Here is a 15,136-nt window from a genome sequence, read left to right as displayed (position 1 = left end):
GAAATGGAGCTGGGAATGGCGAATAGTATCACGCGTATCGGTATCGGCGGCCCGGTCGGGTCAGGCAAGACCGCGATCGTGGAGGCGATCACGCCGCGCCTGCTCGATCTCGGCATCAAGGTGCTGATTATTACAAATGATGTGGTGACGACTGAAGATGCCAAGCATGTTCAGCGTACGCTCAAGGGTGTTCTGCTCCACGAACGTATTCTTGGCGTGGAGACGGGGGCCTGCCCTCATACCGCCGTGCGTGAAGATCCAAGCATGAACCTTGCCGCGGTCGAGGATATGGAGCGGCGCTTTCCGGACAGCGACGTCGTGCTGATCGAAAGCGGAGGCGATAATCTGACATTGACCTTCTCGCCCGCCTTGGTGGACTACTTCATCTACGTGATCGACGTCGCCGCAGGCGACAAGATCCCGCGCAAGAACGGACCCGGGATCACACATTCCGATATCCTGGTCATCAACAAAATCGATCTTGCACCTTACGTCGGGGCCAGCCTCGACGTGATGGAGCGGGACTCGCGGATGATGCGTGGCGTCAAGCCGTTCCTGTTCACGAACTGCAAGACCGGAGAAGGTATTCCCGAGCTGGTCGCGCTGATCGAACGGGAGTTTCTGTTCGACATCGATCCGCGTGCGCGGCGGTCAGCATGATACCGGCCGCCGTTCCGCCCTGGGCTCGCGCCGAAGCGCTTGGCGCGTCGATGCCTGAATTTGCACCATTCCAGGACGAGCCGCCGCAGATGCGGAGCGGCACCGTAGGGAAGACGGGATACCTGCGTCTTGGCTTCGAGCAACGCTCGGGCCAAACGATCCTGGCGAACTTGCAGCGTCAAGCGCCTTACATGGTGCAGCGTGCGCTGCATTGCGACGAAGCCATGCCGGGGTTGGCTAGCGTCTTTCTCATCACCACCACGGGCTGCGTGCTGCAGGGAGACAGGCTCGCTCTCGACATAACCCTTGGTCCACGCGCGCAGGCTCATCTCACCTCGCAGTCGGCAACCAAGATCCATGCGATGGATGCAAACTATGCGGCGCAGAGCCAAACGATTACGCTGTTTGAAGATGCCTATTTGGAATTCATTCCGGAGCCTGTGATCCCGCACCGAGAGTCGCGGTTTCTCAGCGATACCCAAATCTCGGTCGCACCATCGGCCACGCTGCTGCTTTCGGAAATCATTCAAGCGGGGCGGAAATACCATCATCCTGACGAATGCTTCGGAGCAACCGTGTTGTCGATCTCGACGTCGGCGACACGACCTGATGGTCGCTCCCTGTTCGCAGAGAAGCTGGTGATCGAGCCCAGGCGATATGAGATGCGGCAGACTGGCGTGATGAATTCCTTTGACGTGTTCGCCAACGTGGTCCTGTGCACACCCAAGGAAAAGGCTGTGCGTATTCACGAACGCGCGGAAGCCGATGTGAATCAGGCTGGAGGCATAGCGCTCGGTGCCTGCTATCTGCCCAATGATGCTGGCTTGATTTTCAAAGTGCTGGGCCGTGAAACCGCGCAGGTGAAGGCAAAAGTCCGCGAAATCTGGGGGCTGGTACGTCAGGAGGTCATCGGCGCTGCGCTGCCTCCGCTCTATCTCTGGCGGTAGCGGGTGAGCGCTGTAAACGGCTGACGCGCGGCAGCCGATAGCGACACGTTCGAGGAGGCGGCAATGGAAAGGATCTTGGCAGGCTGGGAAAGCCTCTCTGTGTCGTCGGGCCTGTTGCGGTTTCTGGACATCAACTTGCGCGGCATCGGGCAGGTCATGTTTCAGAACAATCCGCTGACCGGCATTCTCTTCCTGGCCGCGATCGGCTGGGGTTCCTATGCGGCCGGCGTCCCCCAGGTGGCAATTGCGGGCATCCTCGCGGTCGTCGTGTCCAACCTGACGGCGCAATGGCTTCGCGTCGACAATGACTCACTCTATTCCGGGCTTTATGGCTTCAACGGCATTCTCGTCGGTCTTGCGCTGGCGACGTTCCTGGCGCCCGGACCGCTGCTTTGGGTGTATGTGATACTGGGAGCGGCCGTATCCGTCATCGTGATGCTCGCCACCACCAACATCGTCAAGCCATGGGGGAGTGCTCTCACCTTCCCATTTGTGCTCACGACGTGGCTTCTTCTGTTGGCGACATATGGATTTTCCGGCCTCGCGGGAACGGCACTGCCGTCCGGCGCCGTAGTCACCGCGTTCCAACCCTACCCGACAAGTCCACTTCGGCTGCTTGACCTTGTCGAGGGAGTTTTCCTGAGCATCTCGCAAGTCTTTTTGAAAGCCAGCGGCATCGCGGCGCTGCTCCTGCTTGCGGGGCTCGCCGTGAGCTCGCTCGCGGCAGCTGTCTTCGCGCTCGGGGGAGCGATATTGGCAGTGCTGACCGCTCATCTTTTCGGCGCCGAGAGCGATCTGATCACCGGCGGCCTGCTTGGGTTCAGCCCAGTCCTGACGGCGATCGCGCTCGGTACCGTCTTCTATCAGCCGAGCTGGCGCGTCGTTGTCTACGCTGCGCTCGCCACAGTGTTCACGGTGATCACCCAGGCAGCCCTGAACGTCGCTTTGACGCCGTTTGCGATCCCGGCTCTCACGGCACCTTTCGTGCTGGTGACCTGGTTGTTCCTGTTGCCGCGGCAACGCTTGGAGCAGAAGGATCCTGCCGCTCGCGATATCGAAAATCCGGCTGCCGGGGCTTGAGAGCGACAGCTCAATCAAGGCTCCCGCATTCGTTGGAGAAGGTGCACCATGGGACTTATCGGAGTTTTGCTTGGTTTGGCTCTGCTCATGTGGCTCGCGTACCGCGGGGTGAGTGTACTTCTGGTCTCTCCAGTGGCTGCGCTCGTCGCAGCCGCGTTCTCCGGCGAACCGCTGCTCGCTCACTGGACCCAAACGTTCATGGGCGGAGCGGCGCGATTCGTCGCGCAATGGTTTCCAATGTTCATGTTGGGCGGATTGTTCGGAAAGCTGATGGGCGACAGCGGGTCGATCAGCTCCATCGCCAAATATCTGACCAACAGGCTGGGGACGAACCGCACGATACTCGCGGTGGTGATCGCTTCGGCCGTTGTGACCTACGGCGGCGTGAGCGTGTTCGTCGCATTTTTCGTGGTGGTGCCCATGGCTCATGAAATGTTCCGAGCCGCGAACATCCCGCGACGGCTGTTGCCAGCGACGGTCGGCCTTGGAGCATTCACGTTCACGATGTCGGTGATGCCTGGAACGCCTTCGGTCAATAACGCGATCCCAATGCCGTATTTCGGCACCACCACCTTCGCGGCGCCCGGGCTGAGCGTCATCGCGTCGGCGATCATCTTTATCTTTGGCATGTGGTGGCTCGGCCGCGCCGAGGCGGCCGCACAGAAAGCCGGCGAGGGTTATGGTGGTGAGACGGAAACTGTCCCCGTCGTCAACGAGATGGTTCGCGAACAGGCGGCGCCGGCGGGCGACTTCGATCCGGCGGAGCTGCCGCATGGCAAGCGGGCCGAGAATGAACCCAGCTTCTTCCTGGCCGTGCTGCCCCTCGTCGTTGTCATTGTGACGAATTTCTTGATGTCGCTTGTCATATTCCCGCGGCTCGATTTTTCATTTCTGTCGGAGGAGCAGTGGGGTGGTACGTCGATCGGAGCGGTGTCGGGCGTCTGGTCTGTTGTCGTGGCGCTCGCGGCGGCAAACGTGACCGTCCTTCTCGTCAACTTGCGACGCTTGCCATCTGTCCGTGAGAGCATCGACGCCGGGGCGAATTCTGCAGCTCTGCCGATGCTGATGATCGCCAGCCTCGTTGGCTTCGGCGCGGTCGTTGCGGCGTTGCCGGCATTTACGACGGTCCGCGATGCGGTATTCTCGATCGGCGGCGGGCCGCTCGTCTCACTCGCCGTCTCCATGAACGTGCTGGCGGGGCTTACCGGGACTGCTTCCGGCGGCATGGCTATCGTGCTCAATGCATTCGGTGATGACTTCGTGCGCCTTGCCAATGAACATGGCATCGCTCCCGACCTAATGCATCGTATAACAACGATGAGCGCGGGCACCCTGGACGCTCTCCCACACAACGGCACGGTGTTGCTGTTGCTGCAAATCAGTGGTCTGACCCACCGTGAGAGCTATCTCGACATGGTGATGACCGTGATCGTCAGCTGCATTATTGCACTTGTCGCGGTCCTGATACTGGGGTCGGTGTTCGGGTCGTTCTGACCATCTTGCGTATCTCCGTATCCATTCGACATCGACCGCGTGTAGCGAAAAGGACCACATGTGGCCGCGCCGGAGGTCATTCTGCCGGCGCCGAGTCATCGAGCGGCCGTCTGCTTGAATTCGAAGCCGTCTTCACCCGCTCGCGCATGCGCTGAAAGGTCACATAGAGCATCGGCACCATGAAGATCCCAATCGAGCTCGCCGCGAGCATGCCCGCAAACACGGCGGTGCCGACGGCGCGGCGGCTGAGTTGGGCGGCGCCGGTTGCGAACACGAGCGGCAGAAGTCCCAGGATGAACGCAACGGACGTCATCATAACCGCGCGAAATCGCATATGGGACCCCTGGATCGCGGCCTCGTCGATTGCTGTGCCCGTCTCGCGCCGCTCCTTCGCAAACTCGACGATGAGGATGCCGTTCTTGGCGGCGAGCGCAATCAGCACTACAAGTCCGATCTGGCCGTAGAGGTCAAGATTGAGTCCGGAAATCTTGATGCCGAGATAGGACCCGAGCACACCGACAACGACGGATAGCAGCACGGGGACGGGAATGATCGTGCTCTCATAGAGCGCCACCAGGAAGAGATAGGCAAACAGAACGGCGAGCATCAGCACGATGCCTGTTTGGCCGGCGGCCTGCTGTTCCTGATAGGCGGTTCCGGTCCATTCAAAACCGTAGCCCGCAGGCAGCACCGCGTTGGAAATCTCCGTCATGGCCGCAAGTGCAGTTCCCGATGAAACGCCAGGCGCCGGGCTGCCATTCACGGTGACCGAACGGTAGTTGTTGTAGCGGGTGATGACCTGGGGGCCGGTGACGATCTTGATATCGGCCAAAGATCGGATGGGCACCATCTGGCCCGTGCTGTTGCGGAGGTAGACTCGCCAGATGTCGGAAATATCCGCGCGATCGAATGCCTCGCCTTGAATGTTGACCTGCCATGTGCGGCCATAGAGATTGAAGTTGTTGACATAGATGCCGCCAAGCGTCGCTTGCAGTGCGGCGAAGATGTCGGTGATCGTCAGGCCGAGCGCCTGGGCCTTGCGGCGATCGATATCGAGATAGATCGAGGGATTGGTCGCGGTGAAGGTCGAGAAGACGCGGGCCAGCCGCGGATCGGCATTGGCAGCGGCAATCAACGCGCCGGTGACACTTGAGATCGCGGCTGGATCCTGTCCCTCCAAGGCCTGGAGCTGGTATTCAAAACCGCCGCCAACGGAAAGCCCAATGATAGGGGGCAGGTTGAACGGCAGCACGTTGGCCTGCCTGATCTGTGTGCCAGCCTCGAAAATATGCCGGATCAGCGCTTGTGCAGAATCCGCTGCCGCCCTGCGATCCGCAAATGGTTTCAGCCGGGCGACAACGAGTGCGCTGTTTGGTTCGGATGCTCCATCGAGCAGCGAAAAGCCGATGATGGCCAGCGTATGATCGATGGCCGACATCTGCTTCAGGAGGCCCTCAACCTGCCGGGTGACCTCGCTCGTGCGCGCGACCGAGGCACCATCCGGGAGTTGCACCGAGGTGAAGAACGCGCCTTGGTCTTCCTCGGGCAGAAACCCGGTGGGTGTCACGCGCGATATCGCGAATATGCCGCCAGCAAATATCGCGACCATTAGGACCGATAATCCGGCCACACGCATCAGCCGGCGGACGCCGCCGCTATATTGGTCGCGCAACCAGTCGATGCCGCCGAGCACGCGGCCCATGATGCCGCGACGCCGGCCGCTGTGCCGCAGGAACAGCGCGCACAAAGCAGGCGAGAGCGTCAGAGCGTTCAGCGCGGAAATCATCATGGCTGCGCTGATCGTCACGGCGAATTGGCGAAACAGCGTGCCGGAAATTCCGGGAATGAACGCGATCGGCACAAACACAGAGAGCAGCACCAGCGTAATCGCAATGATCGGCGCGGTGATCTGCATCATCGCCTTCTTGCTGGCCTCGACGGAAGAAAGTTCCGGTTCTTCCTCCATCACGCGTTCGACGTTCTCGACCACGACGATGGCGTCGTCGACGACAATCCCGATGGCAAGCACCAGCGCGAGCAGCGACACCGTGTTGGCCGAATATCCGAGTACGAGCAGGACGGCGAAAGTACCGACCAGGCTGACCGGAACGGCGATCGCGGGAATCACGGTCGCGCGAAGACTGCCCAGGAACAGGTACACCACGATGACCACCAGCACGAACGCCTCGCCAAGGGTCCTCAACACCTCGGTGATCGTATCGCGGACGAAGCTCGTGGAGTCGTATTGGACGAGATAGCTAAGCCCCGGCGGAAATCGGCTGGACAGCCGCTCCATGGCAGCGTGGACGGCCTGCGCCGTCGTCACCGCATTAGCGTCGGGCGCCAAATAGATCGCAATCGGCACCGCGGCGCGGCCGTCGATCCGTGCCTCGCTGTCCAGATTTTGTGCGCCGATTTCGACGCGGGCAACGTCCTTGACCAGGAGCGCTGAGCCGTCCGGATTGGCGCGGAGCACAATGTTTGCGAATTGGTCGACTGTCGCGAGCCGCCCCAAGGTCTGTACGTTGAACTGAAACTGCTGGTCATCGCTGATCGGCCGGGCGCCGATGCGCCCGACCGGCGCCTGCACGCTTTGAGCGCGGATCGCCGCGATGACATCGGATGGAGTGAGGTTGAGGCTCGTCAGCCGTTTCGAATCGAACCAGATTCGCATCGAGTAGTTGAGCTTTGTGAACAGGTTCGCCTGCCCGACGCCGGGTGTGCTGGCAATTGCATCGAGTATGTTGATGATGGCATAGTTGGTGATGAACAGCGCGTCCTGTGAATCATCGGAGCTGTACAGCACCAGGAATTGCAGGATCGCTGAGGATTTCTTCCTGACCGTCACACCCTGCTGCTGAACCTCGGTAGGCAATTGCGACAGCGCGGCCTGAACGCGATTGTTGACGTTGACCGTGTTGATATCCGGATTGGTGCCAAGCGCGAACGAGACGGTGAGTGTGTAGCTTCCATCATTGCCGCTGGTCGACTTCATATAGAGCGCGCGATCAACTCCGATGACCTGGGCTTCGAGCGGTTGAGCGACACTGGTTTCGACGACCTCAGCCGAAGCGCCCGGGAATGTACCGGAAACCGTGACCTGCGGTGGCACGATATCAGGGAATTGTGCGACCGGGATCTGCATGATCGCCAGCGCGCCGGCGAGGATGATGATGGTGGCGATCACCATCGCCAGGCGGGGGCGGTCGATAAAGACGGCGGACATCATGGCTTGCTGTCCACCGGCTGCGCCGCGGGGGAGGGGGCGTGGTCTGTTTGCGTTGCTCCATCATTCGTGCCGGCTTTCATGATCGACAGAATTTGGGGACTTGGCGGCCCCGGCGCGACGGATTGACCAGGACGAACCCGTTGCAGCCCTTCAACGATCACCCTGTCATGGGCCGCAAGGCCGCTGATGACGGCGGCTAGTGTGGGGGTCGACTGCCCAAGCTGGACCCGGCGCTGTTCAGCCTTGTTGTCCTCGCTGACCTTGAGGACGTAGTCGCCCCGTTGGTCGGACAGCACCGCGGCTCGCGGAATCGCCAGCACCTCGACCGGTTCGACACCCTCAAGCTCGACGCTGACGAACTCGCCGTCGGTGAGTTCATGAACGGTGACACCGGCAGCTGAAGGGGCGCGCAGGATTGGATTGGCGATCTGGCCGCGCACCAGGATTGTATCCGTGTTCTGCGCAATCGTATTGTCGACGAAATTCAGTTTGCCGGACTGGCCGTACATGCGGCCATCGGGCAGCCGAAGCCTGATGACAACGGCTTCCAGGCCGCCCTGCGGCCCGTAACGCTCACGCAGCTGCAATCCCTGACGCAGCGGCACCGGGAAGGTGACGTGCATGGGATCCTGGCTGACGATCGTGGTGAGCACCCCGGAGTTTGGACTGACGACGTTGCCCTCGGTCACCGCCGTACGTCCGATCTTCCCGTCGATCGGTGCCCTGATCGTGGTGTAATCAAGATTGATCTGCGAAGCCTGGACCTGAGCCTGGGCGGCCTGCACCTGGGCTTCCAGGCTCCGCTGGCTCGCGATCGCAGCGTCGTAGGTCGATTGTTGTCCGGCCGGGCCGCCGAGCAGGGTGCGGGCACGTTCGGTTGTCAATTTGGCGTTTTCGAGCGTTGCCTGCAGCTCAGCAACCTGCGCCCGCTTCGATGCGAGGTCGGCCTCGAAGGGGCCTCGCTCGAGATGATAGAGCTCATCGCCCTTTCGAACCTCGGCGCCTTCGGTGAACAGACGCTCTTCGAGAAACGCCGTGACGCGCGCCACAACGTTGACCCGGCTGATCGCCTCGATGCGTCCGAGAAATTCGCTGGTCTCGGTGATCGACCTCCTGGCCGCTTCCACGACGCCGACCGCAGGTGGAGCGGCGGCCGGTTGCGCCAGAACGGCGCCACCAGCGCCCACCGCGATGATGCCCGCGACAAGCGCGACTTCAGCAAGGCAAATATTTCGTTGCTTGCTCAAGGCATGTTCCCGGATCATTCCCTGAGTTGACGTCTCAGGCGCCGCCGTTGCCAAGTTCGCCCCCGGAAGCCGGGCGGAAGCTCGTGGTTCACATGCGAGAATCCCGATCGCTGCGCGCAGGCTCGTCGTAGCCCTTGCGGCGGCTGTAGAACATGAGCGCAATCAGGCCACCAGCGGTCAACGCCATTACGGTCACGGCCACTGCCATGATGACGTTGCGGTACAGAGACATCGGCGGCGTCGCGGCCGACACCATCGCGATATACCAGATTGCAGCAAACACGAGAAAAAGAGTGGCTAGCATCGCCAGAAAGAGCCGGTAGGTCACGTGCACGGCTTCCTCCATCGGTTTGCGGAACCCCGGCAGAGGTTCACGATGAACCTGCTGCGCGCGGATGGAGTCTCCAAATGCACGGCTCAGCGCCAACCACAGCGGCGTCGGCCTCGATGCCACCAGCAGACCCACCGGCGCCTGCGCGGCGGCGGTCGTCCCCAGCCGGGAGGGGGCGGTCGTCCCCAACCCGGAGCCGGCGGTGCGCCCCACCACTGCGCCGGCGTAAGTTGGTCCGATTGCCTCTCAGTTCGTGCAAGATCAGGAGCCATCGGCATGGCCTGGACCGTTTCGACGAAGCGGGCGCCGAGGATGCCGGCGGCAGCACTAGCTGCCACGCCCTGCGCAACAAGACCGAGAACAGCCCGGCGGGATCTAACGGTCATTTTCTTCTCCTTAGTTTGTTATGCCGTTGCTCGCGCGGATTGAAATGCGTAAAGCAGCCAAGCCAGACCATGCGAAAGCAGGTCGACCCCAAGCAGGAATCCAAGTGCCCATAGGCTGATATTGGGAATTCCGAATAGGATCAGCAGACCGGCAGCTATTCCGAAAATGCCGGAAATCAGCATCATCCAACCGTTCTGCGCCCAGTGGGCGAAGCTCAGCGCGCATCGAATGGCACCCGATGCGAACAGCAGTGCGCCCAGGAGATAAGTCAGGACCAGGGCGCCGGAAGCCGGTTGGGTGACGAGCGTAAGACCGAATGCGACATAGAGCGCTCCAAGCAGAATCTGCCACAGGAAGCCGCCCCAGCCTCTAGTCCAGAAGGCGTGAATGATCTCGAACGCGCCGGCCGCAATGGCCGTCAGACCGATCAGCTTGACGCTGATAATGGTAGCGAACATAAGATCGCTCAGAGCAAAGAACCCGGCGAGGATCATGACGACGCCGAGGAGCGTGCAAACCCAGAGCGGCGGTGGACCCAGGCTCTCAATGGTGGAGCTTCTATAGAGAGTCATGGACCCCTCCTTTCATTGCCGGGTGACGCAATGGTAGCTGCCGCCCCTATGATCGGCATCCGACGAAACCCTGAGCGTCGGGATGGGAAGTTCCGATCGCGGGGGAGTCTCGGCCACCCGGCGAAGCCGTAGACGGTCAATGCGCTATCGCCCGCCTCGCTCGCTGAGCGTGAGGCGGGTCACCGTCGCGGCGAGATTGACGCCAATGCTGCGCTCCAGGGAGAGCGGCTGCAGAACGATACTTCGGCGCGACCCTCCGATCAGAACATTGGCCCCGAGGCCGGGCCCGAGCGCAACATGGCTGCTTATCCCGACGTAGCTCCCGTGCAAGGAGCCGCGGCCAATCCCTGAGTTCCTGGCCAACACGGCCCAAGACAGAGCGCCAACTCCGGTGACGCCAAGGTCCAGACCAACACGCTGGATTCGTCCGTCATAGATGTAGCGCGTCGTCGATCCTCTCCGATAGAATTCGCAACGAAGGGATTGAGTTGATCCAACGAGGGCGCCAACTCTCGCCCCGCCGAAGCACAGGAGGCGGCCGACCCGGAATCTCTCGCCCTGTGCTGCGGCCGAGCTCATCGCGATCAGCGCGGAAACGCTCAGCGCGCCGAGAGGTCGTATCATTTGCATCTCAGGACTCGTGTTGATCGTTGGTCCGCGGTGACACCGCCACGCGCTGGTCGCCGCGGTAAAGCCAGAACGCCATGCCGAGTCCGACCAGCAATACGGCCGCCAGAAGGAAGAAGATCATCGACTGCTTCAGCCAGGACAGCGCCGGAACGGTTGCCGCCATCGCAACGCCGAGGAAGCAGATCTGTGGGAGCAAGAGGCTCAGTCCTGCCAGAAAGGTGCCGAGCGCCAGTAGCACCAAAAGGACAAGGCTTGACGCCGGGGTCGGAAGCAGCTGTTGGACGCTGGAAATCAGGACAATATTCATCGCGACCAGGACAGCGACCCAGTGCAGCGCCTGGGTCCATAGCAGACGAAACTGGGCCTGCTTGTTGTCAAGCAGGGGCCATTTGGCTACGACGCACACCGCCGCGATTGCAAGCGAGAGAAACTCCCAATAGCCGACGAGTGGCCGGTGCGAGATGTTGGTGTAGGCGACGCCTGCGATTGCAAGCACGAGAGCCAGGATGTACGGCAGTTGCTGCCACAGGAAATTGGCTCTCGCGGGACTGGTCGAGGGTGCGACGCTATCGTGCGATTGCAGATCGATCTCGCTCATGGGCCATCCCTCGCGGTTGCGTTGACCTCATCACCAAGAAAGTCCTCGACATAGAATCTGAGCACCGCGGTGCGGCCGATCGCGACCAGCGGCATCGCAAGCGCCAGACCCATCACGCCAAAAAGTGCGCCGAGCAGCACGATCGTGACCAGCGTCCACGCAGGTGGAATTTCAACCGCTTGGCGCTGGATCAGCGGACCGATCACATAGCCTTCGACCGACTGGATAATGGTGTAGATGATCACCGCCCAGGCCAATACCGAAACGCCGAAGGGCATCGCCACAAGCGCAATCGGAACCGCAGCCACAAGGGGACCCAGGTAGGGAACGAAATTCGACAATCCAGCCTGAAGCCCGAGCACGAACGGACCCGGCAATCCGACGAGATAGAGCGCGACCCAGGTACATAGCGTCATCAGGACGATACGAACCACTTGGCCCATGAACCACAGCCGCAAAACCAATCCCATTTCGTTGAGAACCCCGCGCGCGCGGGGCCGGTACGAGGGCTTGACCAACAGGAGCAGGCTGTCGCGGTGGCCGGCCGGATCGAAAGCAAAGAGAAGTCCGAGGAACAGGATGACCAGAGCGTTGACCAAGAAGCTCGATGCGCCGCCGAGGATCATCTGAGCATGGCTGAACAGACTGTTGTGATCGGGAAACAGCCACGTGGCGAGGTTTCGTCCTCCGTCCGGGCCCAGCAGGTCCACGCCGAACGACAACAGGTGATCCTGGACGACGTCGACCTGCTCATCCATGACCTTGAGGAGCAGCCGCGTCTGCTCGGGCAGCTTGCTCGCGCCCCAGACGAAGCCCAGCGTCAACGCGGCGGCCAGAAGCAGCACGACCAGCGTCAGCCGCCAGACTCGATTGAGGGGGAGGACGGGCGCAAGGGTCCTCGCGGCGGCGTCCAGAAATGCGGCGAACAGGACGCCTGCGAAGATAATGAGCAGGCTCGAAGCGGTCTGCCACACCAGGAAAAGACATATGCTGAATGCGAGCAGGCCGAGACCGGCCGTCAACAGGCCGCGCCATTCGACATGTGCAGGCCGACTTGCGGGATCATCGTGTCGGGCGTCCTCGCGAAGTCGTTCCAAGGCCGTCTTCGTATCAGTCATTAATCGCTCAAATCGGCAGATGCATTCCGAGGCGTTCAGCTCTGCGGTCGGCGAGCTATCGTCCCGGGTCGTTCGGAGCATAGGTACGAACCCGCCGGCTGCCGTAGTGCGGATGCCTTCCGCCGCGATGGCGCCAATATCGATGCTTATGGGGATTAGCGACCCGCGCCGCGTCCGTTGGCGCAGATGCGCTTGGGCTATTCGCTTCCGCAACGGAGGGCGTTGGAGCCGCAGTTGCGGCCAATGCGCCTGCGATCAGAAGTCCGCAAACAAGACGAATGGTCATGCGTGCCTCCATGTGGAGGGCCGGCGAACGCAGAACTTTTTCAGTGGAACCAGGTCGGCAGTGCGAGAATGCTACATCCAGCCGCGCGATGGGCGCAAGGCGGGAGAGCTTCTGATCGACCTCATGCGATGCAGGTGCCATGGCGCGTGATGGCCTTCTTCCGTCGATCGCGGAGGCACCGCGGGCAGAACATACCAATACGCGGCCATCCAGCCGGCTGATCTTGTGGGGGCCTCTTCCGGTCGCCTATCCGGGATTCTCTGTAGGACGTCAGGGCAGTACCGCGCGCCCGCCATCGCTGCCCAGTTTTCCCAGATGGCCGCAGCATCCGGGTTCCGCTCCGACATCCGCGCCCGATGCGGCGCCATGGGTCACAAGGACAGCGCCGCCACGAAGAAACTCGCCGGCCCTCGCCAGTTCGGCGGCGATGCGTTCGGCATGCCTAACCGCGGCGCGCCGGGTGGCGCACTCGAATCCGATCCTGTCCTGACACAGGCCGTATCTATCGACGATGTGAAAGAAGTATCGCATCCGCGCTGAATAGGGCGGATGCGGAGCAGGTTCCAGTGACAAACGTGTAAGGGAATATCCCCAATTTGGATTAGGGCGTCCGCCTCCGGGGTTACTCTTTCGTAATGGCAAGCCATGGCGGCCGATTGATCGGCGCGTTCTTCTGTCAAAGGCTGCGAAATGATCGGGTGGTTTTCGCCGCAGGCGCTCGGGTGATTTTCCAATATCCCGCAAGATGCTCCCGGCAATACCGTCGACGTTCACGCCTCGTCAGTGGTACCGGGAGGAGACGGGCTATGTCCAACTACGATCAAAATTCACTGGGTTCTGGCACGATCGGCAGCCACGACCTTGCTGCGGATGCCGGTCTGCACGGCTACATGCTCGGAGTCTACAACTTCATGGCTGCGGGCGTCGGACTGACCGCTCTTGTCGCATGGTTGAGCTATCAGCTGACCGGTCCGGCATTGCTTCAGAGCCCCCTGATGTGGATCTTCATTTTGGCGCCTTTGGCCTTGGTGTTCTTCATCAGCTCGCGCATCAATACGTTGTCGGCGACGGCCGCACGGTGGCTGTTCTTTACCTACGCCGCCCTGGTGGGCGTGTCAGTCTCGACGCTGCTTCACATCTATACCGCCTCTTCGATCACGCGAGTCTTCTTCATCGCAGCGGCAATGTTCGGAGCGCTCAGCGTCTTTGGATATACCACCAGCCGGGACCTGTCCGGGCTGGGGACCTTCCTGTTCATGGGTCTGATCGGAATCATTATCGCAACGGTAGTCAATCTCTTCCTGCGATCGACCGGACTGGACTGGTTGATCTCGGTCATCGGAATCGGCGTCTTCGCCGGTCTGACTGCCTATGATACGCAGCGCATCAAGGCGATGTACGACGGCAGGGACGATGAGACCGCCGCCGGCCGCAAGTCGGTGATCGCCGCGCTGTCGCTCTATCTCAACTTCCTCAATATGTTCATGATGCTGCTGCGTCTGGTCGGCAGTCGCCGCTAGAGCGCAAAACCGAGTTCACCGGCTCAGGCCGCCGGCCTGGCCGCGACGCTCGCGAGCGCGTCGCGGAGAGCCTTTTCCTTGGTCTCATCCAGAGATGTTTTCAGAACGACTCCTCCGGCGTCCTTGATTTCCTTGAGCACCTTGTCCGCAGTCATGTTCTTGATCAGGACGAACAGCGCGGCGTTTCCGGGTTGGATCGTCATTGCGAGCTGCTTCATGAACGAGTCGTCGATGCCGAAATCCGAAAGGGCACCGCCGAGCGCTCCTGATGCGGCGCCGACTGCGACGCCGAAAATCGGATTGAGAAAGAGCACTCCGACCAACAACCCCCAGAAACTGCCCGTGATCGCCCCCATCGTGGTGGTATTGACGAGCTGATTGAGCCTGATGCTGCCCGCATCGGTCTTCACGGCCACCACCGCGTCGCTGATCGTTATCAGGTACTCCTTCTGCAGCTGGAGGAGGCGCTCACGCACCCGTTCGGCTTCCGCCTCGGTTGGATATACGATCGCCACCAGATCGGACATGGAGACCTCCTGCTGATCGAGATTTGGTCAGCTTGCGTCGGGCCGCTCATAGCACGTCAGTCGCGCACCTTAACGCGCGGTTTCGCATTGCCGACATCGGTGGAAACCCCCGGGGCGGGCGGATGGATCTTGGGATGACTCGCGTCAGCGACTCGCGAGCGAGATCTGGCAGGTTCATCGAAAAATCGTGGTTGCCAGATCCGTGAATTGTCTCTCTCGGGACGCCGCCCGCGACCACGGTCTATCAGAGCGAATCGTACGACAACGCCGAGACAATAGCCGTATTGAATGATGGCTTGCGCGAGGATGATGACCAATGCCGTATGGAAGAGCGATAAATCTCGATGTACCGAAAACAGGATCGAAGCCATCAATACCACAAACAGAAATGGGAGCAGAGCAGTGATCGGAAACATCGTGCCGACAGCAAAGCCTGTGACGGCGACGAGGACTGCGGCCTCTCCCATTGAACATCTCCAAGAACGAGAAACAACAATGTCCCCGTCAGAT

At 61.1% G+C, this 15,136-nt stretch carries 15 protein-coding genes; 6 read left to right on the top strand and 9 right to left on the bottom strand.

The genetic code is table 11. The annotated features are described in order from the left end of the window. The first annotated feature begins 15 nt into the window (after positions 1–15). The 4 genes from ureG to BRAS3843_RS33180 all read left to right on the top strand — a co-directional run bounded on the left by ureG (position 16) and on the right by BRAS3843_RS33180 (position 4,181). The gene (gene ureG / locus BRAS3843_RS33195; RefSeq protein WP_008973604.1) at positions 16–660 is read left to right on the top strand and encodes an urease accessory protein UreG; all 645 of its coding nucleotides are present in this window, start codon (positions 16–18) and stop codon (positions 658–660) included. Next, complete coding sequence (locus BRAS3843_RS33190; protein ID WP_008973603.1) at positions 657–1,607, top strand: urease accessory protein UreD; 951 nt, start codon at positions 657–659, stop codon at positions 1,605–1,607. The genes ureG and BRAS3843_RS33190 overlap by 4 nt, the downstream gene beginning before the upstream one ends. A 63-nt stretch (positions 1,608–1,670) precedes the next feature. Then, on the top strand, positions 1,671–2,687 hold the full coding sequence (gene yut / locus BRAS3843_RS33185) for an urea transporter (RefSeq protein WP_008973602.1): 1,017 nt from the start codon (positions 1,671–1,673) through the stop codon (positions 2,685–2,687). Positions 2,688–2,735: 48 nt separating this feature from the next. Continuing rightward, a complete protein-coding gene (locus BRAS3843_RS33180; protein ID WP_008973601.1) occupies positions 2,736–4,181 on the top strand; it encodes a GntP family permease in 1,446 nt (481 codons plus the stop codon). Between the two features lie 76 nt (positions 4,182–4,257). Here the strand turns inward: BRAS3843_RS33180 and BRAS3843_RS33175 are convergent, their stop codons facing one another. The 7 genes from BRAS3843_RS33175 to BRAS3843_RS33145 all read right to left on the bottom strand — a co-directional run bounded on the left by BRAS3843_RS33175 (position 4,258) and on the right by BRAS3843_RS33145 (position 12,293). After that, entirely contained in the window at positions 4,258–7,410 is a 3,153-nt protein-coding gene (locus tag BRAS3843_RS33175; RefSeq protein ID WP_008973600.1) for an efflux RND transporter permease subunit, read from the bottom strand. Further along, positions 7,407–8,675 carry an efflux RND transporter periplasmic adaptor subunit gene (locus BRAS3843_RS33170; protein WP_008973599.1) on the bottom strand — a complete coding sequence of 423 codons (1,269 nt, stop codon included), beginning with the start codon at positions 8,673–8,675 and terminating at the stop codon, positions 7,407–7,409. The genes BRAS3843_RS33175 and BRAS3843_RS33170 overlap by 4 nt, the downstream gene beginning before the upstream one ends. A gap of 70 nt (positions 8,676–8,745) precedes the next feature. Next, complete coding sequence (locus tag BRAS3843_RS33165; RefSeq protein WP_244425535.1) at positions 8,746–9,123, bottom strand: hypothetical protein; 378 nt, start codon at positions 9,121–9,123, stop codon at positions 8,746–8,748. A gap of 269 nt (positions 9,124–9,392) precedes the next feature. Beyond that, positions 9,393–9,947: an HdeD family acid-resistance protein gene (locus BRAS3843_RS33160; protein ID WP_008973596.1), complete on the bottom strand. Its 555-nt coding sequence runs from the start codon at positions 9,945–9,947 to the stop codon at positions 9,393–9,395. 144 nt (positions 9,948–10,091) lie between these two features. After that, complete coding sequence (locus BRAS3843_RS33155) at positions 10,092–10,526, bottom strand: DUF992 domain-containing protein (RefSeq protein ID WP_244425537.1); 435 nt, start codon at positions 10,524–10,526, stop codon at positions 10,092–10,094. 52 nt (positions 10,527–10,578) lie between these two features. Then, a complete protein-coding gene (locus BRAS3843_RS33150; RefSeq protein WP_008973594.1) occupies positions 10,579–11,175 on the bottom strand; it encodes a hypothetical protein in 597 nt (198 codons plus the stop codon). After that, positions 11,172–12,293 carry an AI-2E family transporter gene (locus tag BRAS3843_RS33145; RefSeq protein ID WP_008973593.1) on the bottom strand — a complete coding sequence of 374 codons (1,122 nt, stop codon included), beginning with the start codon at positions 12,291–12,293 and terminating at the stop codon, positions 11,172–11,174. The genes BRAS3843_RS33150 and BRAS3843_RS33145 overlap by 4 nt, the downstream gene beginning before the upstream one ends. Before the next feature lie 652 nt (positions 12,294–12,945). On the opposite strand from BRAS3843_RS33145, the gene BRAS3843_RS41765 reads away from it, so the two are divergent. Both BRAS3843_RS41765 and BRAS3843_RS33135 read left to right on the top strand, forming a co-directional pair. Continuing rightward, complete coding sequence (locus BRAS3843_RS41765) at positions 12,946–13,119, top strand: hypothetical protein (RefSeq protein ID WP_008973592.1); 174 nt, start codon at positions 12,946–12,948, stop codon at positions 13,117–13,119. 266 nt (positions 13,120–13,385) lie between these two features. Continuing rightward, positions 13,386–14,099, top strand: coding sequence for a Bax inhibitor-1/YccA family protein (locus BRAS3843_RS33135; RefSeq protein WP_008973591.1), 714 nt, complete (start codon positions 13,386–13,388; stop codon positions 14,097–14,099). Positions 14,100–14,122: 23 nt separating this feature from the next. On the opposite strand, the gene BRAS3843_RS33130 is transcribed toward BRAS3843_RS33135, so the two are convergent. After that, positions 14,123–14,626, bottom strand: a complete 504-nt coding sequence (locus tag BRAS3843_RS33130) for a DUF1269 domain-containing protein (protein ID WP_008973590.1) — start codon at positions 14,624–14,626, stop codon at positions 14,123–14,125. A gap of 56 nt (positions 14,627–14,682) precedes the next feature. Further along, positions 14,683–15,093, bottom strand: coding sequence for a hypothetical protein (locus BRAS3843_RS33125; RefSeq protein WP_008973589.1), 411 nt, complete (start codon positions 15,091–15,093; stop codon positions 14,683–14,685). Positions 15,094–15,136: the final 43 nt, after the last annotated feature.

It is taken from the genome of Bradyrhizobium sp. STM 3843 (assembly GCF_000239815.1).
Lineage (GTDB): Bacteria > Pseudomonadota > Alphaproteobacteria > Rhizobiales > Xanthobacteraceae > Bradyrhizobium.
The sequence above is the reverse complement of the archived record's forward strand: the minus strand, read 5'-3'. Positions and strand labels throughout refer to the sequence as shown.

What these genes read in the sequence shown, in the direction of transcription:
- BRAS3843_RS33130 (WP_008973590.1), bottom strand. Translation starts at nt 14,626, where the DNA reads ATGTCCGATCTGGTGGCGATCGTATATCCAACCGAGGCGGAAGCCGAA.
- BRAS3843_RS33160 (WP_008973596.1), bottom strand. Translation starts at nt 9,947, where the DNA reads ATGACTCTCTATAGAAGCTCCACCATTGAGAGCCTGGGTCCACCGCCG.
- ureG (WP_008973604.1), top strand. Translation starts at nt 16, where the DNA reads ATGGCGAATAGTATCACGCGTATCGGTATCGGCGGCCCGGTCGGGTCA.
- BRAS3843_RS33190 (WP_008973603.1), top strand. Translation starts at nt 657, where the DNA reads ATGATACCGGCCGCCGTTCCGCCCTGGGCTCGCGCCGAAGCGCTTGGC.
- BRAS3843_RS33175 (WP_008973600.1), bottom strand. Translation starts at nt 7,410, where the DNA reads ATGATGTCCGCCGTCTTTATCGACCGCCCCCGCCTGGCGATGGTGATC.
- BRAS3843_RS33150 (WP_008973594.1), bottom strand. Translation starts at nt 11,175, where the DNA reads ATGAGCGAGATCGATCTGCAATCGCACGATAGCGTCGCACCCTCGACC.
- BRAS3843_RS41765 (WP_008973592.1), top strand. Translation starts at nt 12,946, where the DNA reads ATGGGTCACAAGGACAGCGCCGCCACGAAGAAACTCGCCGGCCCTCGC.
- yut (WP_008973602.1), top strand. Translation starts at nt 1,671, where the DNA reads ATGGAAAGGATCTTGGCAGGCTGGGAAAGCCTCTCTGTGTCGTCGGGC.
- BRAS3843_RS33125 (WP_008973589.1), bottom strand. Translation starts at nt 15,093, where the DNA reads ATGGGAGAGGCCGCAGTCCTCGTCGCCGTCACAGGCTTTGCTGTCGGC.
- BRAS3843_RS33145 (WP_008973593.1), bottom strand. Translation starts at nt 12,293, where the DNA reads ATGACTGATACGAAGACGGCCTTGGAACGACTTCGCGAGGACGCCCGA.
- BRAS3843_RS33170 (WP_008973599.1), bottom strand. Translation starts at nt 8,675, where the DNA reads ATGATCCGGGAACATGCCTTGAGCAAGCAACGAAATATTTGCCTTGCT.
- BRAS3843_RS33155 (WP_244425537.1), bottom strand. Translation starts at nt 10,526, where the DNA reads ATGAGCTCGGCCGCAGCACAGGGCGAGAGATTCCGGGTCGGCCGCCTC.
- BRAS3843_RS33180 (WP_008973601.1), top strand. Translation starts at nt 2,736, where the DNA reads ATGGGACTTATCGGAGTTTTGCTTGGTTTGGCTCTGCTCATGTGGCTC.
- BRAS3843_RS33135 (WP_008973591.1), top strand. Translation starts at nt 13,386, where the DNA reads ATGTCCAACTACGATCAAAATTCACTGGGTTCTGGCACGATCGGCAGC.